The sequence below is a fragment of the Pedobacter sp. AJM genome (assembly GCF_002197755.1).
In the GTDB taxonomy this organism is placed as follows: Bacteria; Bacteroidota; Bacteroidia; order Sphingobacteriales; family Sphingobacteriaceae; genus Pedobacter.
In genome coordinates this window covers 552,621-577,909 of the sequence record NZ_NHOT01000003.1, presented here as the reverse complement: position 1 = coordinate 577,909, position 25,289 = coordinate 552,621, and the positions used below count along the sequence as shown (strand labels likewise).

Here is a 25,289-nt window from a genome sequence, read left to right as displayed (position 1 = left end):
GGATATTTAAATATTAGAGTTACTAACTTTCCCAGTCGGTTGACAGTAAAAGTTAGTAACTCTTGATTATTAAACATTAAATCTGAAGTGCATAATGTCTCCATCTTCTACCACGTAAGTTTTGCCTTCAACACCCAGTTTACCAGCATCTTTACAGGCATTTTCCGAACCTAAAGTGACGAAATCGTTGTATTTGATTACTTCTGCACGGATAAAGCCCTTTTCGAAATCAGTGTGGATTACACCTGCCGCCTGAGGAGCGGTAAAACCTTTGGTAATGGTCCATGCACGTACTTCCTGAACCCCGGCAGTGAAATAAGTATAAAGGTTTAATAATTTATAGGCCGCACGGATCAATTTATTTACACCAGACTCATCCAGACCTAAATCAGCTAAAAATTCCTGACGCTCTTCATAGCTTTCTAATTCTGCTATTTCAGATTCTATTTTAGCAGAAATAACCAGCACCTCTGCACGTTCATCAGCTACGCTTGCTTTTACCAGATCAACATATTTGTTGCCGCTTACGACAGAAGCCTCATCCACATTACAAACGTACATTACAGGTTTTTGGGTTAATAAACCCAAATCTTCGATGAAATCGAAATCTTCTTGCGCAAGAGGAGCTGTACGGATAGATTTGCCATTTTCTAAGTGTGTTTTTACAACCGATAATATTTCATAAGTGCGTTTGGCATCTTTATCACCACCGGTTTTAGCCATTTTTTCTACCTTCTGGATGCGCTTATCAACCGTATCCAAATCCTTTAGCTGTAATTCTGTATCGATAATTTCTTTATCACGGATCGGATCAACAGAGCCATCAACATGGATCACATTACCATCATCAAAACACCGTAAAACATGAATGATTGCATTTGTAGCCCGTATGTTGCCTAAAAACTGGTTACCTAAACCCTCACCTTTTGATGCGCCCTTAACTAAACCTGCAATATCTACAATTTCAATAGTATTAGGCTGTACTTTGTTAGGCTTAACCAGCTCAGCCAGTTTGGTTAGTCTGTCATCCGGTACCGTAATTACACCAACATTAGGCTCTATAGTACAAAAAGGGAAGTTTGCAGCTTGCGCCTTTGCATTGGATAAACAGTTAAAAAGCGTTGATTTACCTACGTTTGGTAGACCAACTATACCACATTGTAATGCCATTTATATTTTTTAATTTACGATTTACGATTTACGATTTCACCTTTCACCTTTCACCTTTCACCTTTCACCTTTCACCTTTCACCTTTCACCTTTCACCTTTTTCAGGCGGCAAAGATAAGCTTTTAAACTCTTTAATTAAAGCTGGTTATTTGTTACAGCTAGATATTTTATCTAAGTTTATCCAAAATTACAGTGATTAATATGGAAGATTTAGCGGAGGGTGTACCTCAGGAAGTGAAATTAGTGGTAACAGAAGAAATGCGTAGTTACCTTTACGATATTACCAAATGGGCGAAATTTCTATCAATTGTTGGATTTGTATTTTCAGCGATGATGGTTTTAATTTCGTTTTCAATCCCATCAATGATTGCGGGCAATCCAATGCTGGCCAAACAATTGGGTACATTGGGGCAGGGCAGTTCAACTGCAATCACGATCGTTTATTTATTTCTGGGCCTGTTTTATTTTTACCCGAGTTTGTTATTGTTTAGGATTTCAAATCAAGGAAAACAAGGCGTGTTGTTTGGAAATCAGGAAAGTTTAAACAGCGCTATGCAACATGTAAAGTCACTTTTTAAATTTTGGGGAATTATTACAATCACCGTAATTGTCGGCTACTTTCTATTGATCTTTTTAATGGGAGCAGGATTGGCCGTAGCATAGCCACTATTGATCAAATCTGTATACAGTAAATATTTAAAGCATAAAAAAGCCTTTGTTTTCGCAAAGGCTTTTCTTATATGATTAGATTAAAACGAAAAATCGTCAGATGTTTTAGCACTATGTTCTCCGTTTTCAGAATATTCATAGCGTTTTTCAATAACATCCTGATGAGATTTAATATAATCAACCGTTTCGTTTAAGCCTTCCGTAAATTTTTCAAAGTCTTCTTTGTATAAGAAAATTTTGTGTTTTACAAACACACCGTCTTCTAATCTTTTCTTGCTCTCGGTAACTGTTAAATAATAATCACCTGAGCGAGTAGCCTTCACATCGAAGAAATAAGTTCTCTTGCCTGCTCTTACTTTCTTTGAAAAAACTTCTTCTCTTTCCTTGTTGTCGAATTCTCCCATGGTTGGTATTGATGTTGGTTTTTGGTTTCGGTAAATATAAAGCAAATATTTAAAGTTCAAAATAAAATTAAATACTTCGTGATTCTTCCTCTAAAAGCTGGTTATTGTAAAGTTCTGTATAACTCCCGTTTTGGCTAAGTAATTCGCTGTGTGTGCCTTGCTCAATGATTTCTCCGCGATCAAGCACCAGAATCTTATCTGCATTCTTAATGGTAGAAATGCGGTGCGCAATTAAAATACTGGTTTTTCCGCTCATCATTTTACCCAGATTATTTAAAATTTCTTCTTCCGTTTTCGTATCAACAGCTGAAAGACAATCATCAAATATTAAAATTCCAGGCGATTTGATTAAAGCTCTGGCAATAGATACACGTTGTTTTTGTCCGCCAGACAATGTTATGCCACGTTCACCAAGCATCGTTTCAAATTTTTCATCAAAATTAATAATGTTGTGGTAAACGGAAGCATTTTTGGCGGCAGTGTAAATTTCTTCATCTGTAACCTGGTCTAAACCAAAGGCAATATTATTTCTTATCGTATCAGAAAACAAGAAAACCTCTTGTGGTACAAAGCCAATCTGGCTGCGGTAGTTTTTCAGATTGAGAGATTTTAAATCATTACCATCAACCAAAATAGCTCCATTTTGAACATCATACATGCGCATGATTAAATTGGCCAATGTAGATTTTCCAGAACCTGTTTTGCCAATAATGGCCACAAACGCTCCTGCTTTAATCTCAAAATTTAAATTTTTCAATGCTTCAATACCGGTATCGGGATAAGTGAAACTTACATTGTTGAATTTGATATGTCCATTAATTGTTTTAGCATTAAGTTCTGTCGACTGGATATCAGATGGAATATCTAAAAATTCATTAATCCTTTTTTGCGAAGCTGCTGCACGTTGAATCAATGAAGTGACCCAGCCCAGCATGGTTACCGGAAATGTAAGCTGATTAATGTAGATGATAAATTCTGCAATGTTTCCGGCCGTGATGCTTCCGTTCATCACCTGTATGCCGCCAATGTAAATGGTTAAAATGGTGCTTAATCCGATTAATAGCATCATGGTAGGGTAGAACAGCGCCGAAACCTTTACCAAACTCATGGAATCCTTTTTATAATCATTACTTTGAATCTCAAACATGTTCCGGGTGTAATCTTCCCTGACATAGGACTTGATAATGCGTATGCCTGAAAAACGCTCCTGTACAAAACTTGACAATTCAGAAAGCCTTTCCTGAATTTTTCCGCTTTTCTTGAAAATAAGCGTATTCACATAATAAATAATAACCACAAGGAAGGGGAGCGGCAGAAGGCAATAAATGGCCAGTTTGGAGTTTACATCAAACATTGACCATACAATTAATACCGATAAAACAAAGGTATTGATGGTATACATAATGGCCGGACCAACATACATCCGGACCCGGTTTACATCTTCCGTAGCACGGTTCATAAGGTCACCGGTATTGTTTCTGCGGTAAAACCCAAGGCTTAACTCCTGATAATGCTGATAGATATCATTCTTCATATCAAATTCAATATGCCTCGACATCAGGATTATGGTTTGACGCATAAAAAACAGAAACAGGCCTCTAAGTATATATAGTGCTATGACCAATAGCCCAAAATACAGAAGGTTACTGCTGAATATGCTATAAATGATCTCCTGTCGGTCAAAGCCATTAAAAAGGTTATAGATCTGTATGTTTTCTGTGATCAGATCAACCGCATAACCAATTACCTGGGCAGGAACAACACCGAAAATATTGGAGATGACTACAAAAATACTTCCGGGTATAATCCACCATTTATATTTCAGAAAATACTTATTTAATCTGCGCAGATGTTTCATGTGGTACAAACTTAGGCAATTTCACGATTTCAAACTCAATAATTATATTGTTAATCCTCATCAGTTTTCAAAATGCAAAACGATTGTGAGGTGATCAGAACGAAATATATTTTGTTATAGTTAAGTTAAATGCATGTATTAATGGTTTTTTTATTTTAATTTTGCAGGAAGTTAGCCGATCGTTAAATATGCCAGCAAATTCTCCGTCCGATTCATCCATATTAGCTCAATTAAGTGCCTACGGGCATAAGAAATTGGTTTTTTGCAATGATCCGGATACTGGCTTGAAAGCAATTATTGCCATTCATGATACCACTTTAGGTCCGGCTTTGGGCGGAACCCGGATGTGGAGCTATGCCACCGAAGGAGAAGCTTTAGAAGATGCCTTGCGTTTATCAAGAGGAATGACGTATAAAGCTTCCATTACAGGTTTAAACCTGGGTGGTGGAAAAGGCGTAATTATCGGCGATTCCAGGAAGGATAAAACGGAGACGCTGATGCGCAGCTATGGAAGGTTTATTAAAAATCTGAATGGCGAGTTCATTACTGCGGAAGAAATGGGAACCAATACCAGGGATATGGAGTATATCCGCATGGAAACGAATTATGTTACGGGCGTTCCTGAATCCATCGGCGGGGCAGGAAATCCGGCACCTTTTACTGCTCAGGGTGTTTATCTCGGTATTAAAGCCAGTGTAAAAGAAGTTTTTGGTACCGATATGCTTGCCGGCAGAACCATTGTAGTACAGGGAATTGGTAATGTTGGCGAACACCTGGTGGCCTTGTTAAGAAAGGAAAATGCAGAGGTGCTGATCAGTGACATTAACCAGGAACAACTCACTTACGTTGCCCGTAAATACAAAGCAAAGCCCATTGAAGCTGATAAAATCTTCGGTATTGATGCCGATGTTTATGCGCCATGTGCCATGGGAGCTACAGTAAATAACAAAACCATTGAGCGCATGAAATTTGCCATTATTGCCGGCTCTGCAAATAATCAGCTTAAGGATGAGGTTTTGGATAGTGAACTGCTTTCTAAAAAAGGAATTTTATTTGCTCCTGATTACCTGATTAATGCAGGTGGATTAATTGCCTGCTATTCTGAATGGACTGGTTTTGGAAAAAAACGCACTGTTCAGCTCACCGAAAATATTTATGATGCCACAAGAAGTGTCATCAAACTGAGTAAATCAGAAAAAATATCAACCAACATCGCTGCAAACCGGATTGCTGAAAAACGGATTGCCGATATTAAAAAAATTAAATCGTCATATTAATAATTATTAAAAAAAGGTTTTAAAAAACCCACTCGTTCTTACATTCATGTTAAACAGAAGGCACTTAAGGATCAAAGCTTTGCAAAATATTTTTGCATGGCACATGGCAGACAAAAAAGACATTAAAGGAGATTTAAAACTCCTGATGCAAAGCATCGACAGCGTGTACGAAATGTACATCTGGATGTTATCACTTATGGTAGAAGTGACCGAGTTTACGGCCAATGACGCTGCAGAGCGTGCAAATAAACACCTGAAAACTGCAGATGATCTTAATCCCAATTTAAAACTGCTTCACAATAAGTTTAGTGTTTTAATGCAGCAAAACCCTGAATATGTATCAGCAGTCAAAAAATACAAGGTAGACTGGGGATTTGATCCGGAAATTCGTAAAACCGTATTCAATTCTTTAAAGGCTTCAAAAGAATATGCAGAATATCTGGCTGATCCCAATGAAAGTTTAGAATCATCCAAAGACATCATCAAGTACATTTTTAGAAAAATTATCTTAAAGAATCAGGCTATTTTACAGGTTTTTGAAGAAAAATTTATCAACTGGCAGGTAGATCATGAAGTGATGAAAGGCATGGTGGCTAAAACGCTCAAGAATTTTACCTTCGATGATCCATTCAAAAATAAGTTAACTGAAATCAGTGCAGACTGGACGGAAGACAGCAAATTTGTACAGGATCTTTTTGTGCATACCTTGCAAAATGATGCAAAGTACCAGGAAATGATTGCTGAAAGGACAAAAAACTGGGAGTCTGAACGTATTGCCCTAATGGATACGATTTTAATGAAAATGGCCATTTGCGAATTGTTAAATTTCCCATCTATCCCTGTGAAAGTGACCATTAACGAATATTTAGAGCTTTCAAAAGATTACAGTACGCCGAAAAGTAATTCGTTCATAAATGGTATTTTAGACAAAATTTTAGGCGACCTTAAGAAAAATAATACCATTAAAAAGATCGGTCGCGGATTAATCGAAGAGTAATTATGAAGAAGGTATTCATTCTGGCTATTGCCGCATTGTCTTTTACAGCATGCCGCAATGCTAATAATTCCACCACAGAAACGGCGCCATCATCAGGTAGCACTAAAGTGTCGGCAGACGCACCCGTAATTGTTTTTGAAAGAGAAATTTTTGATTTTGGAAAGATCGTACAAGGTGATAAGGTTAATCATGAATTTAAATTTAAAAATGCAGGTAAAAGTCCGCTGATTATCTCAAATGCCACAGCCACTTGTGGTTGTACGGTTCCTGAAGTACCAAAGGACCCCATTTTGCCGGGTAAAGAAGGTAGTCTTAAAGTGGTTTTTAATAGCACAGGAAAACAAGGGATGCAGGATAAAGTGATTACCATTAACTCTAATGCTAACCCTTCCATCTCAACTGTTCACCTGGTGGGTGATGTAAGGGAGAAAAAATAAGCAGCCAGCTAACTTTGGCTGAACCAATATTAACATACAAATCAAATCAATAAAAAAATGACATCAACAGTAATTTTACAGGCAGCAGGTGGCGGTAACATGCTCACTACCATTGTACCTATGGTATTAATTATGGTAGTTTTCTACTTTTTCATGATCCGCCCGCAGGTTAAAAAAGCTAAGGAGCATAAAAAATTAGTGGCAGAGCTGAAAAAAGGTGATAAAATCATTACCACTGCAGGTATTCACGGACGTATTGCAGACATGAACGACACTACTTTTTTAATCGAAGTGGAAGGCGGCGTAAAAATCCGTTTCGATAAATCTGCTGTATCATTAGATGCGACGAAAGCAGTAACCGCACCAACTAAGGCTTAAGATCATCATTATTTAAGAAAACCGTCGTTCAGCAGATCGACGGTTTTTTTATTTTCGCGAATTTAGAAATATGCAACCAGCAGCTATTTGGGTTCTTTATACCATTTCTATTTGAGCACCTGTTTACTTTTGCTACATTTGGCGGTATTGTTGTAATTGGTTCATCATCCATTGAGATTAAGATAATTAATATGCCTTTTATTAGATTAACCCAAATAGAGAAAAGACGTGTTTTTACACTCTTGGCCTGTTTGTTTCTGGCAATTGCGGCATGGCTTTTTATGGCGCTGAACAACAAGTATATCTATACGGCTAAAACAGTTCTCGTTTTTAAAAATACACCTACCCGCCGGGCATTTTATCCGCTTCAATCAGATACGGTTGACTTACAGGTAGAAGGAACAGGCTGGCAATTAATATTCGCCAGGCTACGGATTAGTCCGCCATCCATATCCGTGAGCTTAAGCCAGTTAAATACCAAAGATTTTATTACGTTTTCAGATCAGTTGTACAATGTAAACAGGCAACTGGAAAGCACCCAAAAAGTGATTTCTGTAAAGCCTGATACTTTATATTTTGATTTCACCAAGCGAACGGTAAAAAAGGTTTCCATTAAACTGGTCAGCAAGCTGGACTTCATCAGCCAGTATGGGATTTCCAGCGACATCATTTTAAACCCGCAATACGTAAAAGTGGCCGGTCCGGCAGAAGAATTAAGCAAAATTTCGATCTGGCCGACAGATACCTTAAAGCTGAGTAAAATTCAGGGGAGTACAACCGTGAGGATCGGCCTGCAGCATAGTCCTCAAAAAAATGTCAGCATTTATCCGTCATCCGTAGAAGTGAAACTTCCGGTGGATGAGTTTACAGAAAAGACTGTTGAGGTGCCATTAAAAATCATTAATAATAAAAATTACAACAGCATCAAGCTTTATCCAAAGAAAATTAAGGTAACTTTTTTAGTTGCTTTGGGTAATTATAGTCAGGTAAATGATAACTTCATTACTGCAACCGTTGATGTGAATGAATGGCAGGATTTAGCGCACAAGCAGTTTACTGTAAAGATTACGGAGTTCCCGGATTATTGTAAACTGATCAATATCAATCCTTCAAAAGTAGATTTTGTAGTAGAAAAATAATGTATAAAGTAGGAATTACAGGTGGAATTGGCAGTGGTAAAACAACCATTTGTAAGGTTTTTGAAGTTTTAGGCATCCCGGTGTTTTATGCAGATACGGTGGCAAAAGAAATTATGGTAACGGATCAATTACTGATTGCTGGCATTAAATCTGCCTTCGGTGAGGAAAGTTATACTGCAGAGGGCAAACTCAACAATAAACACCTGGCGGCAATAGTTTTCAGTCATGAAACTGAACTGGCCAGACTGAACGCTTTGGTTCATCCGGCGGTATTCAGGGCTTTTGACGATTGGGAGAAGCAGATTGATGAGCGTGTACCTTATACTATGAAGGAGGCTGCGCTGCTTTTTGAGAGCGGTTCATATAAAATGTGCGATACATCTGTTCTGGTAACTGCTCCTCTGTCGTTGAAACTAGCGCGCGTGATGCAGCGTGATCAGGTTTCTGCTGAACAGGTGAAGGCCAGAATGGATAAACAGTTTACTGATGAGCAAAAGGCTAAATTATCCGGTCATTTTATGGTTAATGATGAGGAACATTCCATTATTGAACAGGTGCTGGCTTTGCATAAACAATTTCTGAAAAAAGCAGCTGATGCATCAAGTTTAGCCTGATCATTCATTTATCCATCCCATCATGAATTTTAAAAATACGACCTGCAAATCTGTCGCATATTCTACATGTATTAATCCCGATTATGATTTTAGATGATTTTATTACCATTACGCCAACAGGATTGTATTGTGTTTACGGAGACTTTTATTTAGATCCGCAGCAACCTGTAAAAGAGGCAGTAGTTTCTCATGCCCATGGCGATCATGCCATTGGTGGCAGTGAGCATGTATATTGTACGGCTGCTACAGAATCGTTCATGAAACACCGTTACCGTAAGTTTGCTGCTGTAGATTTTTATATCAAAGCTTATCATCAATCCTTTAAGATAAAGGAGGTTACCATCACCTTTTATTCAGCCGGACATATCCTGGGCTCTGCACAGGTTTTAATGGAATATCAGGGAATTAAATATCTTTATACGGGAGATTATAAGATAGAACCTGATGCAACCTGCGAACCCTTCGAATTTGTACAGGCTGATGTGTTGATTACAGAAAGTACCTTTGCCAATCCTGATACCAAACATCCGTCTCCAGTTACGGAAATAGAAAAGTTGAATGATACAAATGCAAACATTATGCTGGGTGCTTATGCTTTAGGTAAAAGCCAAAGGATTATTCAATTGCTCAATCATCACTGCCCAACTAAAAATATAATGGTGCATCACAGCATCATGCCTTTTGTGAACATTTACGAAGATTATGGCATTAACCTGGGTAAATATAAAATGTATGATCGTAAAGTAATGAAGAATAACCAGCAGCATCAGGTTTATATTGTGCCACCAATGGTCTTTCATAGTTATCATAAAGCGATTAATGTGGTCAGGGCTTTTGCTTCAGGGTGGAAAAATCTGCAGCAGCAAAACGGAATTTCACTATATATATCTGATCACGCCGATTGGGAAGCCATATTGGAAACCATCGAAAAAGTAAAACCGAAACAGATATGGACATTACATGGTGACGGTAAGCAGCTGAAAGACTATTTTAAGGGGAACTTAGAAGTTAAAATACTGAACAGTAAAAATGATTGATTGAAGGAATCAGATAATAATTGAATGAAGGCATTGTGACTTGAAAAATCTCATTCTCTCATTCATTCATTCTCTCATTCATTCATTCCCTCATTCTCTCATTCGAAATTTAAAATATGAAAGAAGGCGAAGACTTTTATTTTAATGAAGATGGTTTGATGGTTTTTACCGAAGCTTATCATTTAAAGCGGGGTTATTGCTGTAAAAATAAATGTAAGCATTGCCCCTGGGGCTACGGGAAAAAGAAGGTGAAGAAATAGCTGATTTATGATTTCAGTTATCTTTTTCTGCTGACCTAAAATTTAACATGTTGATAAATGTCCTTCAGCTGTATATTAAAACCAAGGCTATGGAAATCCAGATTTTCATCTATATTTTTATATTCCTTTAACTCGCAGTTCTGATGCGCATTAATGTAAAAAGCTTCAACTGAAATCGCTGTGGGATCGATCATGATATATTCTTTTAAAGACGGAATATCTCTATACAGTTTAAATTTATTGTCCCTGTCATAATCTTCTGTAGAAGGAGAAAGATTTTCAATGATAACAGTCGGAAGGAGAGTCGTATTTTCATCTTCCTCCAGGTGCTTGATTTTATTGCAGTAGATTGATATATCAGGATAGGTGAATAAAGTGTTTTCGGGAATGTTCATTCTCATATCACTTCCAAAAGGAATACACTTTGATCCGTATAATTTTTGGCTAGGAAAACCGAAAGTATTCGAGAATATAAAGTTATGATTAAGCGTCACACCAGACATGGAGGTTACACCTAACGCACTATCTTCCTGATGAAGCGGGAAGATTTCACCCTCAAAATATTCGTGTTTTATTGGTGATACCTATTCCATCGTAAGGTATTCCTTAACAGTATAACGTCTTTTTTGATAGACTACTGCTGGTTCATTTACAATTTCATCCATAAAGCAAGATAATCAAAATTGTAGATTTTTTATTGTTACTTTTTCCAGCTGATGGTATGATTTTAATGATGCCCGGCAAAGAAGCCTATTAAAGCAACACCGATTCCTAATAAAACAGCGATCATTTTGCGGAGGTTGATTTTATGGTCGGCACTGGATTCAAATAAGATAGTGGTCGATATATGAAGGAAGATTCCGATCACCACCCCCATAATTTTATTAAAATAAGCCTCTACACCGCCAATGCTGCCGTTACTTAAGCCCATACTGACATAAAAGCCCAATGGAGCCATAATTGCAAAAATGATCAGATAGAGAATTATACTTCCTTTTTTGAAATGATTTTGCATTAAAATGCTCCCTAAAGCAAATGCAGCAGGGATATGGTGTAAGGAAATGCCAAAAATTAGTTCATTATGCTGTTCTTTTGCCAAAGGCATACCTTCTAAAAATGCATGTAAACACAAACTAATCATAATGCCGAATGGAAATACATGCCCATCATGGTGTTTGTGGATATGACCATGTTCAACACCTTCAGAGAATTGTTCCAGAAATACCTGTAAAAGAAAGCCTACCAGAATGAAAATCCCGATTTCGCTTTTATCCGGTCCGCCAAAAGCATCTGGTATGAGATGTAATACGGTAATGGCAAACAAATAGGCACCACTAAAAGATAAGATCAGTTTCAGTAACTTAGATTTATCGCTTTTAACCAAAAATATAGCTGTTCCGCCTAAAAAGGCGCAGAAGAAAAGTACGCAGAGTTTCCAGATTTCCATCGCTTAAAAATCAGGTTGTAATTTTTTAAACATTTTTGAACAGATGAAGCCGATTAATGCTCCGAGCAATGCGCCTGCTGTAACATCAATAGGATAATGAACGCCAACATACACTTGTGCAAAACTAATGATAAAGGCCCAAAACAATCCGATGGGTAAAATGGGCTTCCACCGGCTATAAAAAACAAAAATTAAAAATACAGCAATGGCAAAATGGTTAGTGGCATGTGCCGAAGGAAAGCTTAAACCGCTTCCGCAGGGCACACGGTGAATAATGTCATTGGCTATCGTTAAATCATTGCATGGACGAACCCTCGAAACCCAGGGTTTGATCACACGTGAAGAAATTAAATCAGCAGAAGCAAAGGTAAACAGGATCATGCCAATAATATAGTAGCCCTGTTTTTTATATTGTTTAATGCAGAAAACAATGATGAAAACATAAAGTGGCGACCAGAAAAACCGGTTCCGCATGAGTGGCATGAGCCAATCGAAAAAGCCATTGGAAAGCCCCCGGTGGATTTTGATAAATAAGGCCAGATCAAACTGCTGTATGCTTTCTATCATGCTTTTTTACAGATTAAAATTAACCGGTCTGATGTGTTTTGATCAAAATCATCCAGTTCATAGTTACCGAAGGTTTGATGGATTACCATCCCGGCTGATGATATCATCCGCTCAAAATCTTCAAAACTAAATGCCTGAACACGCTCTTCAAAATGATACGTCTTCCCTTTATCTTCAAAATTGATTTTCTTGATGATCTTTCCGTCTGTTACGTGTTTTGAAATGTTGAAAGCAATCCCGTCCAGTGATTTTACTTCGCAGGTGTTCAGATTCCGGATAATTTTTTCGGTGTTAAAGTAATCAAGAATCAATACCCCATCCGCTTTAAGGCATTTTCTGAATGTCTTCAGGGCATTAACATGTTCCTTTTCTGTATCAAAATAACCGAAACTGGTAAACAGGTTTAGCGCAATATCAAAATAATTGATGTAGAAAAGCTTTCGCATATCATGCACCAGAAAATGCAGTTTGTTGTTTTCGAACCGCCGGGCATACTTAATGCTTTGTTCAGATAAGTCAATTCCGGTAACATCAAATCCCTTTTTATTGAGGTAAATGGCATGCCTGCCTTTGCCACATGCAATATCAAGTGTTCTGGAATCGGGTTTTGGCTGAAGAAAAAGCGTTAACCTGTCAATGAAGAATTCAGCTTCAGCGTTATTTCTTTGTTGGTAAAGAATATGATAATATGGCGAATTAAACCAATATTGAAACCATTTGCGCTGCATAAAAAGCTGTTTGTATTTTTTAAAAGGATGCAAACTTAGATAAAATTCGATTAAACGCAGCAGATTAATTTTAAGCCGAAGCATCTATATCATTCCCTGTGTAATCATTAAATTACTAAATTTTCTGCAAATATAAGATTTTACTATTGCCAGATGGCTAATGTGGATTTTTTTGCAACAATATTGCATAATTATTTTTTAAGTAAGGCCTTAGCGCATTTCTTGAGGCGCAAATGCTTTGTCTTTTTTGTCAGGAAAGTGGTTGTATCCCTACTAAATACATCGTATAAATAGATATAAACTAAATGTAAATTAACTTCTGTAACACAGTTAGGATATCTGCTATCTTGTTTTTTTTCTTATTTTTGATGCTCAACATTAGATAGAATAAGTGACTTTAATAAAATCGATTTCGGGAATAAGAGGAACGATAGGCGGACAGGCTGGAAATGGCTTAACACCGATTGACATAGTGAAATTTACCGCTGCTTTTGGAAGCTGGGTAGTCCAAAAAACAGGAGTTAAAAGAATTGTTTTAGGTCGTGATGCCCGGATTTCGGGCGAAATGGTTAATCATCTGGTGATCGGTACCTTGCAGGGACTGGGGATTGAGGTGATCGATTTAGGTTTATCAACCACACCAACGGTTGAAATTGCCGTACCTGATGAGCATGCGGGTGGTGGTATCATTTTAACCGCAAGTCATAACCCCAAACAATGGAATGCACTGAAGTTATTAAATGCGGATGGTGAGTTTATCAGCGATGCCGATGGTATTGAAGTTTTAGAACTGGCTGAAAGCGCGGCGTTTGAATTTGCAGAGGTGGATAAATTAGGCAAGGTTATTCAAAATGACACTTATCTTCAAAAACATATCGATAAGGTTTTGGCTTTGCCGCTTGTTGATGTAGAAGCAATAAAAAAGGCTGATTTTAAGGTTGTCATTGATGCTGTAAACTCTACGGGTGGTATTTTTGTACCGGCTTTATTAAAGGCTTTGGGCGTGGCCAGGGTTACAGAATTATATTGCGAACCCAACGGACATTTTCCGCATAACCCAGAACCACTTCCGGAAAACCTGACGGAGATTTCAAAAGAAGTTCAAAAACAAAATGCAGATTTAGGTATTGTGGTAGATCCGGATGTTGACCGTTTGTGTTTTGTTAATGAAGATGGAAGTATGTTTGGTGAAGAATATACTTTGGTTGCCGTAGCCGATTACGTGTTGAGAAACACCCCTGGAAATACGGTTTCCAATCTTTCATCAACCAGGGCACTTCGTGATGTAACGGAAAAAGCAGGCGCTGAATATCATGCTTCAGCGGTTGGTGAAGTGAACGTGGTGAATAAAATGAAAGAAAGCAACGCCATCATTGGTGGTGAAGGCAATGGTGGAATCATTTATCCAGCTTCTCATTATGGCAGAGATGCTTTGGTAGGGATCGCTTTATTTTTAACTCATTTGGCAAAATTTGGTAAATCTATTTCCGTATTAAGAGGTAGCTACCCGCAATATTACATCTCTAAAAATAAAATAACACTCACTGCAGAAATGGATATCGACAATTTGTTGAAGCAAGTGGAAGAGAAATATAAAAAGCAGCCTTACAGCACTATTGATGGTTTAAAAATAGAGTTCGATAAGACGTGGGTGCACTTGCGCCGTTCTAATACCGAACCGATTATCCGCATTTATAGCGAAGCAGAAAATGAAACCATTGCAGAAAGTCTGGCAAATAAAATTATTTCTGATATCAAGGAAATATTGCATTTGTAACTGGAATTAAAGGCAATAATTAAAAGAACAACATTAATTCGTGATTTCATCTCTATAGATGAAATCATTTAAAAGGTGACAATCACAATATGAAAAGGATTTATTTAGATAACGCGGCTACCACACCATTAGATAAACAAGTAATTGCCGAAATGAGTAATGTGATGGAAAACTACTATGGTAATCCATCAGCCATTCATGCGCTGGGACGTGAGGTAAGAACTTTGGTGGAAAAGGCCCGGAAAACTGTCGCTAACCTTTTGGGTGCATCACCTTCTGAAATATTTTTTACTTCAGGTGGAACAGAAGCAGATAATACAGCCATTCGTTGCGGTATTTTTGCGTATGGAATTAAGCATGCCATTACCTCTAAAATTGAACACCATGCGGTAGAACATACTTTAAATATCATGCTGAAAAATGGCGAGATTGATAAGCTGAGTTTTGTAAATATAGATGAAAAAGGCAATATTGATTACGCGCATTTAGAAGAATTATTGGAAAATAACGGACGCACTTTTGTTTCCCTCATGCATGCCAATAATGAATTGGGTACCCTTACAGATATGGTCAAAGTGGGTGATATCTGCGAAAAATATAATGCCATTTATCATGCCGATACCGTTCAAACCATGGGGCATTACGTTCATAATGTGCGTGAACTGAAAGCACATTTTATTGTATGTGCCGCACATAAACTCCACGGACCAAAAGGTGTGGGTTTCTTGTATGTAAATAGCAGCATTAAAATTCCACCAATGATTTATGGTGGCGCACAAGAACGTAACATGCGTGGAGGAACTGAAAATGTGTATGGTATAGTAGGTTTGGCAAAGGCTTTGGAAATGGCCTATGCTGAAATGGAAGCACATCAAAGTCATATTCAAGGTTTAAAAGATTATCTGAAATCGCAGTTAATTGCAGAAATTCCAGGTATTGGTTTTAATGGAGAAACTGATGCGGATAAAAGTCTGTATACAGTACTGAATGTTTCTTTTCCTGAAATGGATATGGGAGATATGCTGCTGTTTAATTTAGATATTAACGGCATTTGCGCTTCCGGTGGCAGTGCCTGTTCATCAGGTTCTAACATTGGTTCACATGTACTAAACGCTATTAAAGCCGATCCCAATCGTCCGTCTGTACGTTTTTCTTTCAGTAAATATACTACAAAAGAAGAACTGGACTATGTGATAGAGAAAGTAAAAATGGTAGTAAAGCAGAATGCTTTAGCCTAAAATATCATTAACCAAATAGGAACTGTCCCGGAGTAATCCGGGACTTTTTTGTTTAATCATTTCTTGCCATTAGTTGTTAACTCACCAGCTTTAATAAATTAATTCCCTGTCCCTGTAAGTCACAGATTGCAAAGACTACTGTTAAAACAATATTATTTCTCATGTGTTCCTATAATACATCAATTTAAAATCACTATGGAAACGAATAAAGAAAAAGGCAAAGTTATTGAGAATGAATTGCTGGATAAGACAGCCGAAGATGTTAAAGAAAATAGAAATCTGGATGATAACAAGTCATCTAAAGTAGCAACAAACTTATTTGATAAAGATAAAGGGCGCAAAAACAATTCATTTGGTCCGGGCCACGAGCCGGGAACCACTCCAGGTTCAGGGATTTAACCTTTAATTTCTGAAAGAATTATTAAATTTAAGCCACAGCAAAAATGTTGTGGCTTTTTAAATATGACTTAAAATGGAAAGAAGAAATTTTATCAAAAATTCTGCATTAGCCATGGCTTTGCTTTCAGTTTACAAGACAGATGTGTTTGCACAATCTCCGGTATTAGGCTACAACTTTAAAACAATTAGAAATAATGTAGGGATTTTTACGGAACAGGGTGGAACAATCGGCTGGTTAAATTCTTCAAGCGGATTTGTAGTCGTTGATGCGCAGTTTCCAGCTTCGGCGCCACATGTGATTGCAGAATTAAAAAAAATGGGCGAAAAGCCATTTAAATACCTTCTTAATACGCACCATCATGGCGATCACACCGCAGGGAACATTGCTTTTAAAGGCCTGGCAGAAAAAGTTGTGGCGCACCAGAATTCCCTGGTAAATCAAAAGAGCGCAGCGGAGAAGGCGAATAATTTAGATCAGCAATTGTTGCCGGATACCACCTTTGGTACAGGATGGAAAGCACCGGTGGGTGGTGAAAAAATCAGTGCTTATTATTATGGTTCAGGGCATACCAATGGCGATGCCATCTATCATTTTGAAAATGCCAATATAGTTCACGTTGGAGATTTGGTTTCTAATAGGAAATATCCGTACATCGATCGTGAAAATGGTGCGCATATCGGAAATTGGATAAGCGCTCTGGATAAAATTTACCAACAGTTTGACCAGGATACATTATTTATATTCGGACATAGCCGAGATCCTGAAAAGGTAACTGGCAACAAAGCGGATGTGAAAGCTTTTCAGAATTACCTTCAACAGCTGCTCAGTTTTGTAAGTGCAGAAATCAGGGCAGGCAAATCAAAAGAAGAAATTTTAAAGGCCACGGCAATTCCAAATGCACCGGAATGGCAGGGAGAGGGAATTCAAAGGAGTTTGACAGCTGCATATGAAGAATTAAAAGGGGCTTAACTTTGACTGCTGATTATCCTTTCATGAATTTGCAATACCTGTCCAAATCTATTTTCAATTTATAAACGTTCTATATTTAAAATAAATCTGAACAGCGTATCTAAATTAACACCAACTCAATCCATATCTTTTATATTTGCGATACACCAATCGGATATCAGATATGGATGATTTCTTAGCTGCCCGCTCCCAAATGGCCTTATCACTAGGCTTCCACATTATTTTTTCCTGCATTGGTATGGTCATGCCATTTTTTATGGCTGTATCGCACTATAAATGGTTAAAAACAAATGATGAGGTTTATAAAAATCTTACGAAGGCCTGGAGTAAAGGTGTTGCCATTTTTTTTGCTACCGGTGCAGTGTCTGGCACGATGTTATCTTTTGAACTGGGCTTATTATGGCCAAAATTTATGGAACATGCAGGTCCGATTTTTGGGATGCCCTTTTCACTGGAAGGAACCGCTTTTTTTATCGAAGCTATAGCCTTAGGGTTTTTTCTGTATGGATGGGACAAATTAAATAAATGGTTTCACTGGTTTACCGGAATGGTGGTAGGCGTGAGTGGATTGGCATCCGGAATTCTGGTTGTGGCGGCCAATTCCTGGATGAATAGTCCGGCGGGCTTTGATTTTGTAAATGGTCAATACCTCCATGTTGATCCTATTCAGGCCATGTTTAATAAGGCCTGGTTTTCACAGGCTTTGCATATGTGTCTGGCTGCATTTACGGCTACTGGTTTTGCTGTAGCAGGTGTTCATGCTTTGATGATTTTAAGAAATCAAAATAAGCACTTTCATTTGCAGGCGTTTAAGATTGCTGCAGTGTTTGCGTGCATCGGTGCATTGTTACAGCCCTTAAGTGGTGATATTTCTGCTAAAGATGTAGCTAAACGGCAACCGGCAAAGCTTGCTGCCATGGAAGCGCTATATAAAACCGAAAAGCCTGCTCCATTATTAATAGGGGGGATTGTAAATGAAAAAGACCAAACTGTAAAGGGTGCGATTAAAATCCCGGGTGCTTTGAGTTTCCTGGCTCACGGTGATTTTAAGGCCGAAGTAAAGGGCCTTGATCAAATACCTAAAGATCAGCAACCACCAGTCGCTGTTACGCATTATGCTTTTCAAATCATGGTTGGAATAGGAACCTTGCTGGCCTTAATTTCACTTGTATATTTTATTCATCTCATTAGAAAGAAAGCACTTTTAGAGAAGCGCTGGTTGCTTAAATTGTTTGTGCTTGCTATTCCTTTAGGTTATGTAGCGCTGGAAGCCGGCTGGATAGTGACAGAAGTGGGGCGTCAACCCTGGATTATTTATGGCATTATGCGTACCAAAGATGCCGTAACGCCAATGCCGGGAATTGCTTATTCATTTTACATCTTTTCAGCGATTTATTTCTCTCTGAGTGTTATTGTAACCTTTCTGCTTTACCGGCAGATTAAAATGGTTCCGGTGTTATACAACAATCCTATATCCGAAACCCCTAATCATTAAATTATGGAATATGTTGTAATTACCTTTTTATGTTTGGGCATACTTTTATACTTTTTACTTGGAGGAGCGGATTTTGGCGCGGGAATTATTGAGCTGTTTACTTCTACAAAAAACAGAAGCAGAACCCGTAAAACCATGTATCAAGCCATTGGTCCGGTTTGGGAAGCCAATCACATGTGGCTGATTATAGCCATTGTGATTTTGTTTGTTGGCTTTCCGCACATCTACACCACGATGTCGGTTTACCTGCATATCCCTTTACTCATTATGCTTATTGGCATTATTGCCCGTGGAACAGCTTTCGTTTTCAGGCATTATGATGCCATAAAAGATGATATGCAATGGCTTTACAATCGAATTTTCAGGTATTCCAGTTTTATAACTCCCTTATTTTTGGGGATCATTGCGGGCAGTGTCATATCCGGACATATTGATACCGAAGCAAATGATTTTCTTTCAGCCTATATCTGGAGCTGGCTAAATTGGTTTTCGGTTTCTGTTGGTCTTTTTACAGTGGCTTTGTGTGGATTTCTGGCCGCCATCTACCTTATTGGTGAAACGGAAGACGTACACGATCAGCGTCGCTTTATTCAGAAGGCCGAATACATGAACATTGCTGCAGTTATATTTGGAGCAATGGTTTTTATAGCAGCACAGCTGGATAAAATTCCGCTTATGGATTGGGTTTTTAAAAATCCGGTTGGTTTAACGGCAATTATTCTGGCCAGTTTATCATTGGTTTTATTGTGGTACCTTTTAATTAAAGGTAAAACACAGATTTTACGTGTTCTGGCAGGTTTTCAGGTAACCATGATTCTGGTAGCCATCAGTTATGCGCACTTTCCTAATTTTATCCGATTAAAGAACGGAGATGCGATTTCGCTCTTTGAGACGATAGGTCCGCAGAAAACCATTTATAGTTTAGGTTTGGCTTTGCTATTGGGTAGTATCTTGATCTTGCCTTTCTTAGGGTATTTATTTTATAAGTTCAAAAAGAAAGAGGAATAACCATCAGAAATTCGTCATTGCGAGGAGGTACGACAAAGCAATCTTTTAAGTATATATTCTTTTTAGAGAGATTGCTTCACTCCATCGCTTGACCCAACCCTACAGTTCGCAATGACGACACCTCTTAACCTCGTTGCGAAACAAGAAATAGTCTTCTAACAAGACAAATTAAAAAAATAGGTTCAAGATGTTTGTTTATGATAAATAATACATTAAATCTAAAATCTGATGCATAAAAAAATGAGCATCTGTTTACAGATGCTCATTTCTTATTTAGGTTTAGTCATGATCTATAATCCACCTTTTCTGGTTGCTTTTCTTTGTTCCGGCCAAGTGGCAGGTTTTCCGGTACGTTCATTCACCGGTAAATCTGTCGCTTTTTCTGTTGATGTCTTTTCAGCATCTTCACAAGCCATGTAAACCATAATTGCTGCTAAAATGACATTGCTTCGAATTTCATCGAAAACTAACTTATCGTAGCTATCACGATTGGTGTGCCAGGTATAGGTTCCGTAATCCCAACTGGTAGAACTTAATGAATAACCCAAAGCACCTGCCGCCACGAAAGAGGCAAAGTCTGATCCGCCCGCACCAGGCATGCCAGGGAAACTGGTTTTGATCTGATTTTTAATGGTATCCGGTACTGCATTTAGCCAACGGGTGATGTAATCTTTGGATTTGGCAAATCCCTGGCCGCCAATATTGACTACCCTGCCTGTTCCGTTATCCTGGTTAAATAAAGCCTGGAGATTGTTAACAATTTCCGGATGATCTTCAACAAAAGCCCTGGAACCATTTAATCCTTGTTCTTCACTTCCCCAATGTCCAACTAAAATCGTGCGTTTTGGGTTAGGATAAAACTTTTTCAGAATACGCATAGCTTCCATCATCATGATGGTTCCTGAACCATTATCTGTTGCGCCGCTTGCCCCATCCCAGGAATCAAAATGTGCAGATAACATCACATATTCTTTTGGTTTCTGCTTTCCTTTGATTTCAGCAATCGTATTAAAGGTTGGTACAGTACCTAATTTTTTCGATTCAGATTCTATTTTAAGCATTGGCTTATTACCGCTTAAAGCCAAACGATAAACCAATCCGTAATCTTCCACGGATAAATCTAAAGTGGGTACTTTTGTAGTATTGGCAGCAAAGATCTTATCTACACCAAAACCCTGCGACCAGTTATTGATGATCACAGCCACTGCTCCAGCATTTTCCAAAGCTACGGGAAGTGTTTTGGTATTGTAACCTGTTTTTGCCATACTGGCCGTCCAGGATTTCAATGCTTCGGTTTTTTCTTTTTTAAACTTATCAAACAAGTCTTTGGTAGCAAATTCTTCCCAATTTTTTTCAGGCCTGCCTGAAAGTTGGTTCATCGAAATTAACACAATTTTACCTTTAACGCTTGGCAGCCATTTTTGGAAGGCCACCGAATCGGTGATCGCAGGAAGAATAATTGCTTCAGCATTAATCGCTTGTCCATTTGTTGAAGGACTCCAGGCCAATTGCGTTCCTTCCAGTGTTCTCAACCTTGGGCTTACCATATCAATATGCGTAATGCCGCGTTCCCAGCCAGCCCATTCACCCCATTTTTCGTTCTTTGCAGAGATGCCCCAGTCGCTGTATTTTTTTACTGCCCAGTCGTTGGCTTGCTTCATTTGTGGAGACCCGACTAAACGTGGTCCAACAACATCTAAAAGTTCATGAGCAAGTTTTTCTAATTGTGAGTTTTCATTTACCTCTTTTACAATCTTATCGATCACTTTTTTGTCTTGCGCAAAAGCAAAAGAAGAGGTAAACAGGAGTAAAGTAGGTAAGAGTAGTTTTTTATTCATAATAGGATTAGTTAATGATCCGCTAATTTAATGAATAAGGGCTGTGGAAACAGATGTTAATGGAAATGTTGCAGATTGTAGCTTTCGCCGCCCTGAAGTAATTCCTTTTTAATTGGAATTGCCTAAACGGCAGGATGTTTTTTAGGCTATGGAAAGGAAGCTGCCAATCCTAAGTATTACTGAACCACTGCAAGATAAACCTGATTGAAGTGGAAAGCCCGCAGCGCAGCGAGGACTTGAAACAAAAAGCAGGACTGAATTCACCGATTTATTCAAGCCCTGCTTTTCTTATTATAGTTATGGTCATTTTGGCATTTATTTATCAGGCGATTTACGCTAATAAACCAATGACTATTGAACCAATTTAATTATTCATCATCTTGATAAAAGCGCCTAATTTAGCTTTCATCGCCCTTCTGTCTACAATAAAATCAAGGAAACCATGTTCGAGCACAAATTCTGAAGTTTGAAAGCCTTTTGGTAAATCCTTTTTAATGGTTTCTTTGATTACCCTTGGGCCGGCAAAGCCGATTAAAGCACCTGGTTCTGCAATATTGATATCGCCAAGCATGGCATATGAGGCTGTTACGCCACCAGTAGTTGGGTCTGTCAATAAAGAAATGTATGGAATTTTTGCCTGGCTTAACAAGGCCAGTTTTGCGGATGTTTTGGCCATCTGCATCAATGAAAATGCAGCTTCCATCATTCGGGCACCACCAGACTTTGAAATCATCAGGAAGGGAACCTTATGTTTGATCGAGTAATCAATTGAACGAGCAATTTTTTCACCCACTACCGAGCCCATCGATCCGCCAATGAAAGCAAAGTCCATGCAGGCAATTACTAATTCCTGACCTTCAATTTTGCCCACACCTGCACGAATGGCATCTTTAAGTCCGGTTTTTGCCTGGCTTTCTACGATTCTATCCGTATAAGGTTTATTATCATTGAAATTCAAAGGATCGCCAGAAGTTAAGTTGGCAAAAAGTTCTTTAAACTCATTATTGTCGAACAATACTTCGAAATATTCTTTTGAACCTACCCTCAAATGGTAATTGCAGTAATGGCAAACATATTTGTTTTCCTGCAATTCTGTTTGATGTAGCGGTTTTTTACAGTTCGGACACTTATTCCACACACCATCCGGTGCCTCTTTCTTCTCTTCTGTTGTGGTAATAATACCTTTATTTTCTCTCTTAAACCAGGCCATATAATTTTTTAAAGAATTGGACTGCAAAGAAACGAAAAATTATTTTAACTCAAGTATTTCTATTTAGTGTGTTTTCTACACTAAGGATAATGTGTTTTATACACTAAATAGCCCTTATTCTATTGTAAGGCAAATAATTCTGTTGTTACAAAAGCTTGTAATGTTATTTTTTTTTATAACTTCGGACTTAATAAAATTAACAAGAGATGAGTTTAAAAGGCTACAAAGGCGTAATTTACGGAGATGCCGTTCAAGAATTGTTTGAGCAGGCTAAAAAACATCAGTTTGCTTTACCAGCGGTAAATGTAACCGGTACAAATACGGTTAACGCGGTATTGGAAACTGCTAAGGCAGTAAATTCGCCTGTTATGATTCAACTGTCTAATGGTGGTGCGCAATTTTACGCAGGTAAATCTTTAGATAATGAGAAATTACAGGCATGTATTTTAGGTGCAGTATCTGCAGCTAAGCATGTACATTTATTGGCAGAACATTATGGTGTTGCCGTGGTTTTACATACTGACCATGCCGCTAAAAAATTGTTGCCTTGGATTGACGGCCTTTTAGATCACGGTGAAAAATTCTTCGCTGAAACAGGTAAACCTTTATTTTCTTCACATATGTTGGATCTTTCTGAAGAATCTATCGAAGAAAACATGGAAATCTCTGCAAAATATTTAGCGCGCATGTCTAAAATGAACATGACGATTGAAATTGAATTAGGAGTTACCGGTGGTGAAGAAGACGGTGTGGATAACAGTGATGTAGATAGTTCAAAATTATATACTCAGCCAAGTGAAGTGGCTTATGCTTATGAAGAATTAAGCAAAGTATCACCACGTTTTACAGTAGCTGCAGCTTTTGGTAACGTTCATGGTGTGTACAAACCAGGTAACGTAAAATTACAGCCGGTTATTTTGAAAAACTCTCAGGATTTCGTTAAAGAGAAATTCAGTTTATCTGCTGAGAAACCAATTAACTTTGTGTTTCACGGTGGCTCTGGTTCTTCTCAGGAAGAAATCAGAGAAGCCATTTCTTATGGTGCCATTAAAATGAATATCGATACCGATATGCAATGGGCATTTTGGGAGGGTATTTTAGAATATTACAAAAAGAATGAAGCTTTTCTTCAAGGTCAGATTGGTAATCCTGATGGTGATGATAAACCAAATAAAAAATATTACGATCCACGTGTTTGGTTACGTAAAGGTGAGGAAACATTCGTTAAGCGTTTAACTGCTGCATTTGAAGATTTGAATTGCATTAATGCAAATGATAAGTTGTAAACAAATTGGATTTTTAATATTGAATACCTATTCAGTCATTTAAGAATCATTCATTCAATAATCAAACAAAAGCGCCATTGGTTTAAAAACTGATGGCGCTTTTGTTTGTTTTTATAGTTACTTTTAAGCAAACATTATCTGATGAAAAAATCTAAAAACGATAATAACTTTTTTGAGCAGTTTGCCAATGCCGCAACGAAATTTACAGGCAGCTCGGTTGCTTTTATCGCAGCAACAGCCATTGTAATTTTATGGGCGGTGACAGGTCCGGTTTTTCATTATTCTGAAACCTGGCAGCTGGTGATTAATACCGGAACAACCATCATCACTTTTTTAATGGTATTTCTGATTCAGAAAGCGCAGAACAAAGATGGGAAGGCGATCCAATTAAAATTAAATGAACTGATAGCTGCCCAGCAGGGCGCCAGCAACCGGATGGTAGATATTGAAGATTTAAGTGAAAAAGAGCTTGATCAACTGCATAAATTTTACGTTACAATTGCTGCACTTGCCAAAAAAGAGGCCGATATTCACTGTTCGCACTCTATTGATGTGGCTGAAGCATTAAATGAGTTGAAGTTAGAAAAGAATAAACATTTTAAACACCAGAAATAATGAGTTTGCAGGTTCAGAAAGTTATCCATCCTGAGGAATTGGATAAAGTATTTGCGATACGTAAAATTGTATTCGTAGATGAGCAGAATTGCCCGCCGGAATTGGAATGGGAATATGAAGAGGAATCAATACATTTTCTAGCCACACATAATGGTCAGCCTTGTGGTGCCTGTCGCTGGAGAAAAACTGATGCGGGATATAAATTAGAGCGGTTTGCAGTACTGAAAGATTTTAGAGGACAGGGCGTAGGACGTGCATTAATTGCCGAAGCCTTATCTGATTTACCGGAAGATGCCCATTATATTTACCTGAACTCACAGTTAGATGCCATGAGTTTATATGCGAAATTTGGTTTCGTGGCCGAGGGAGAGCAATTTGAGGAGGCTGGAATTCAGCACTTTAAAATGGTGAAGAAGGTTTAAAATTAGAAAGATAAATCGTCTTTGCGAGGCACGAAGCAATCTTAATGCG

At 38.1% G+C, this 25,289-nt stretch carries 27 protein-coding genes; 18 read left to right on the top strand and 9 right to left on the bottom strand.

Features of this window, described 5'->3' with window-relative positions; genetic code table 11:
* Positions 1 to 69 precede the first annotated feature (69 nt).
* Positions 70 to 1,170, bottom strand: a complete 1,101-nt coding sequence (gene ychF, locus CBW18_RS08275) for a redox-regulated ATPase YchF (protein WP_088300828.1) — start codon at positions 1,168 to 1,170, stop codon at positions 70 to 72.
* A 201-nt stretch (positions 1,171 to 1,371) separates the two neighbouring features.
* On the opposite strand from ychF, the gene CBW18_RS08265 reads away from it, so the two are divergent.
* Positions 1,372 to 1,833: a DUF5362 family protein gene (locus tag CBW18_RS08265; protein ID WP_088300826.1), complete on the top strand. Its 462-nt coding sequence runs from the start codon at positions 1,372 to 1,374 to the stop codon at positions 1,831 to 1,833.
* 86 nt (positions 1,834 to 1,919) lie between these two features.
* On the opposite strand, the gene CBW18_RS08260 is transcribed toward CBW18_RS08265, so the two are convergent.
* Together CBW18_RS08260 and CBW18_RS08255 are read right to left on the bottom strand one after the other, a co-directional pair.
* Positions 1,920 to 2,243 (bottom strand): DUF3276 family protein, encoded by a 324-nt coding sequence (locus tag CBW18_RS08260; RefSeq protein ID WP_088300825.1) that lies wholly within the window; start codon positions 2,241 to 2,243, stop codon positions 1,920 to 1,922.
* A gap of 67 nt (positions 2,244 to 2,310) precedes the next feature.
* Positions 2,311 to 4,101, bottom strand: coding sequence for an ABC transporter ATP-binding protein (locus tag CBW18_RS08255; protein WP_088300824.1), 1,791 nt, complete (start codon positions 4,099 to 4,101; stop codon positions 2,311 to 2,313).
* 188 nt (positions 4,102 to 4,289) lie between these two features.
* Between CBW18_RS08255 and CBW18_RS08250 the strand changes: the two genes are divergently transcribed.
* From CBW18_RS08250 to CBW18_RS21350, 8 genes are all read left to right on the top strand, one after another.
* A complete protein-coding gene (locus CBW18_RS08250) occupies positions 4,290 to 5,378 on the top strand; it encodes a Glu/Leu/Phe/Val dehydrogenase (protein ID WP_088300823.1) in 1,089 nt (362 codons plus the stop codon).
* Positions 5,379 to 5,424: 46 nt separating this feature from the next.
* Positions 5,425 to 6,375, top strand: a complete 951-nt coding sequence (gene nusB, locus CBW18_RS08245; RefSeq protein WP_088300822.1) for a transcription antitermination factor NusB — start codon at positions 5,425 to 5,427, stop codon at positions 6,373 to 6,375.
* Positions 6,376 to 6,377: 2 nt separating this feature from the next.
* A complete protein-coding gene (locus CBW18_RS08240; RefSeq protein ID WP_088300821.1) occupies positions 6,378 to 6,812 on the top strand; it encodes a DUF1573 domain-containing protein in 435 nt (144 codons plus the stop codon).
* Between the two features lie 57 nt (positions 6,813 to 6,869).
* On the top strand, positions 6,870 to 7,190 hold the full coding sequence (gene yajC / locus CBW18_RS08235; protein ID WP_088300820.1) for a preprotein translocase subunit YajC: 321 nt from the start codon (positions 6,870 to 6,872) through the stop codon (positions 7,188 to 7,190).
* 191 nt (positions 7,191 to 7,381) lie between these two features.
* Positions 7,382 to 8,329: a CdaR family protein gene (locus CBW18_RS08230; RefSeq protein ID WP_253248991.1), complete on the top strand. Its 948-nt coding sequence runs from the start codon at positions 7,382 to 7,384 to the stop codon at positions 8,327 to 8,329.
* Positions 8,329 to 8,943, top strand: coding sequence for a dephospho-CoA kinase (gene coaE, locus CBW18_RS08225; RefSeq protein ID WP_088300819.1), 615 nt, complete (start codon positions 8,329 to 8,331; stop codon positions 8,941 to 8,943). Before CBW18_RS08230 ends, coaE begins: the two co-directional genes overlap by 1 nt.
* Before the next feature lie 83 nt (positions 8,944 to 9,026).
* Positions 9,027 to 9,980: an exonuclease gene (locus CBW18_RS08220; RefSeq protein ID WP_088300818.1), complete on the top strand. Its 954-nt coding sequence runs from the start codon at positions 9,027 to 9,029 to the stop codon at positions 9,978 to 9,980.
* Positions 9,981 to 10,096: 116 nt separating this feature from the next.
* Entirely contained in the window at positions 10,097 to 10,240 is a 144-nt protein-coding gene (locus tag CBW18_RS21350; protein WP_172406475.1) for a DUF5522 domain-containing protein, read from the top strand.
* Positions 10,241 to 10,275: 35 nt separating this feature from the next.
* On the opposite strand, the gene CBW18_RS08215 is transcribed toward CBW18_RS21350, so the two are convergent.
* From CBW18_RS08215 to CBW18_RS08200, 4 genes are all read right to left on the bottom strand, one after another.
* Positions 10,276 to 10,743, bottom strand: a complete 468-nt coding sequence (locus tag CBW18_RS08215; RefSeq protein ID WP_088300817.1) for a Uma2 family endonuclease — start codon at positions 10,741 to 10,743, stop codon at positions 10,276 to 10,278.
* Positions 10,744 to 10,967: 224 nt separating this feature from the next.
* Positions 10,968 to 11,687, bottom strand: coding sequence for a ZIP family metal transporter (locus tag CBW18_RS08210; protein ID WP_088300816.1), 720 nt, complete (start codon positions 11,685 to 11,687; stop codon positions 10,968 to 10,970).
* Positions 11,688 to 11,690: 3 nt separating this feature from the next.
* On the bottom strand, positions 11,691 to 12,254 hold the full coding sequence (locus CBW18_RS08205) for a phosphatase PAP2 family protein (RefSeq protein WP_088300815.1): 564 nt from the start codon (positions 12,252 to 12,254) through the stop codon (positions 11,691 to 11,693).
* Positions 12,251 to 12,982 carry a bifunctional 2-polyprenyl-6-hydroxyphenol methylase/3-demethylubiquinol 3-O-methyltransferase UbiG gene (locus tag CBW18_RS08200; RefSeq protein ID WP_088301341.1) on the bottom strand — a complete coding sequence of 244 codons (732 nt, stop codon included), beginning with the start codon at positions 12,980 to 12,982 and terminating at the stop codon, positions 12,251 to 12,253. Before CBW18_RS08200 ends, CBW18_RS08205 begins: the two co-directional genes overlap by 4 nt.
* 391 nt (positions 12,983 to 13,373) lie before the next feature.
* Between CBW18_RS08200 and glmM the strand changes: the two genes are divergently transcribed.
* The 6 genes from glmM (at position 13,374) to CBW18_RS08170 (ending at position 19,869) form a co-directional block, all read left to right on the top strand.
* The gene (gene glmM, locus CBW18_RS08195; RefSeq protein WP_088300814.1) at positions 13,374 to 14,759 is read left to right on the top strand and encodes a phosphoglucosamine mutase; all 1,386 of its coding nucleotides are present in this window, start codon (positions 13,374 to 13,376) and stop codon (positions 14,757 to 14,759) included.
* An 89-nt stretch (positions 14,760 to 14,848) separates the two neighbouring features.
* Complete coding sequence (locus CBW18_RS08190) at positions 14,849 to 15,997, top strand: cysteine desulfurase family protein (protein WP_088300813.1); 1,149 nt, start codon at positions 14,849 to 14,851, stop codon at positions 15,995 to 15,997.
* 195 nt (positions 15,998 to 16,192) lie between these two features.
* Positions 16,193 to 16,396 (top strand): hypothetical protein, encoded by a 204-nt coding sequence (locus tag CBW18_RS08185; RefSeq protein ID WP_088300812.1) that lies wholly within the window; start codon positions 16,193 to 16,195, stop codon positions 16,394 to 16,396.
* 73 nt (positions 16,397 to 16,469) lie between these two features.
* Complete coding sequence (locus CBW18_RS08180) at positions 16,470 to 17,366, top strand: MBL fold metallo-hydrolase (RefSeq protein WP_088300811.1); 897 nt, start codon at positions 16,470 to 16,472, stop codon at positions 17,364 to 17,366.
* 163 nt (positions 17,367 to 17,529) lie between these two features.
* Positions 17,530 to 18,861, top strand: a complete 1,332-nt coding sequence (locus CBW18_RS08175) for a cytochrome ubiquinol oxidase subunit I (RefSeq protein WP_088300810.1) — start codon at positions 17,530 to 17,532, stop codon at positions 18,859 to 18,861.
* A gap of 3 nt (positions 18,862 to 18,864) precedes the next feature.
* The gene (locus CBW18_RS08170) at positions 18,865 to 19,869 is read left to right on the top strand and encodes a cytochrome d ubiquinol oxidase subunit II (RefSeq protein ID WP_088300809.1); all 1,005 of its coding nucleotides are present in this window, start codon (positions 18,865 to 18,867) and stop codon (positions 19,867 to 19,869) included.
* A 290-nt stretch (positions 19,870 to 20,159) separates the two neighbouring features.
* Here the strand turns inward: CBW18_RS08170 and CBW18_RS08165 are convergent, their stop codons facing one another.
* Together CBW18_RS08165 and accD are read right to left on the bottom strand one after the other, a co-directional pair.
* Positions 20,160 to 21,707: a M20/M25/M40 family metallo-hydrolase gene (locus CBW18_RS08165; protein WP_088300808.1), complete on the bottom strand. Its 1,548-nt coding sequence runs from the start codon at positions 21,705 to 21,707 to the stop codon at positions 20,160 to 20,162.
* Between the two features lie 364 nt (positions 21,708 to 22,071).
* A complete protein-coding gene (gene accD, locus CBW18_RS08160; RefSeq protein WP_088300807.1) occupies positions 22,072 to 22,917 on the bottom strand; it encodes an acetyl-CoA carboxylase, carboxyltransferase subunit beta in 846 nt (281 codons plus the stop codon).
* 206 nt (positions 22,918 to 23,123) lie between these two features.
* Here accD and fbaA point away from each other — a divergent pair, with 206 nt between their 5' ends.
* The 3 genes from fbaA (at position 23,124) to CBW18_RS08145 (ending at position 25,240) form a co-directional block, all read left to right on the top strand.
* A complete protein-coding gene (gene fbaA / locus CBW18_RS08155; protein WP_088300806.1) occupies positions 23,124 to 24,203 on the top strand; it encodes a class II fructose-bisphosphate aldolase in 1,080 nt (359 codons plus the stop codon).
* A gap of 141 nt (positions 24,204 to 24,344) precedes the next feature.
* The gene (locus tag CBW18_RS08150) at positions 24,345 to 24,818 is read left to right on the top strand and encodes a low affinity iron permease family protein (protein ID WP_088300805.1); all 474 of its coding nucleotides are present in this window, start codon (positions 24,345 to 24,347) and stop codon (positions 24,816 to 24,818) included.
* A complete protein-coding gene (locus CBW18_RS08145) occupies positions 24,818 to 25,240 on the top strand; it encodes a GNAT family N-acetyltransferase (protein ID WP_088300804.1) in 423 nt (140 codons plus the stop codon). Before CBW18_RS08150 ends, CBW18_RS08145 begins: the two co-directional genes overlap by 1 nt.
* Positions 25,241 to 25,289 lie beyond the last annotated feature (49 nt).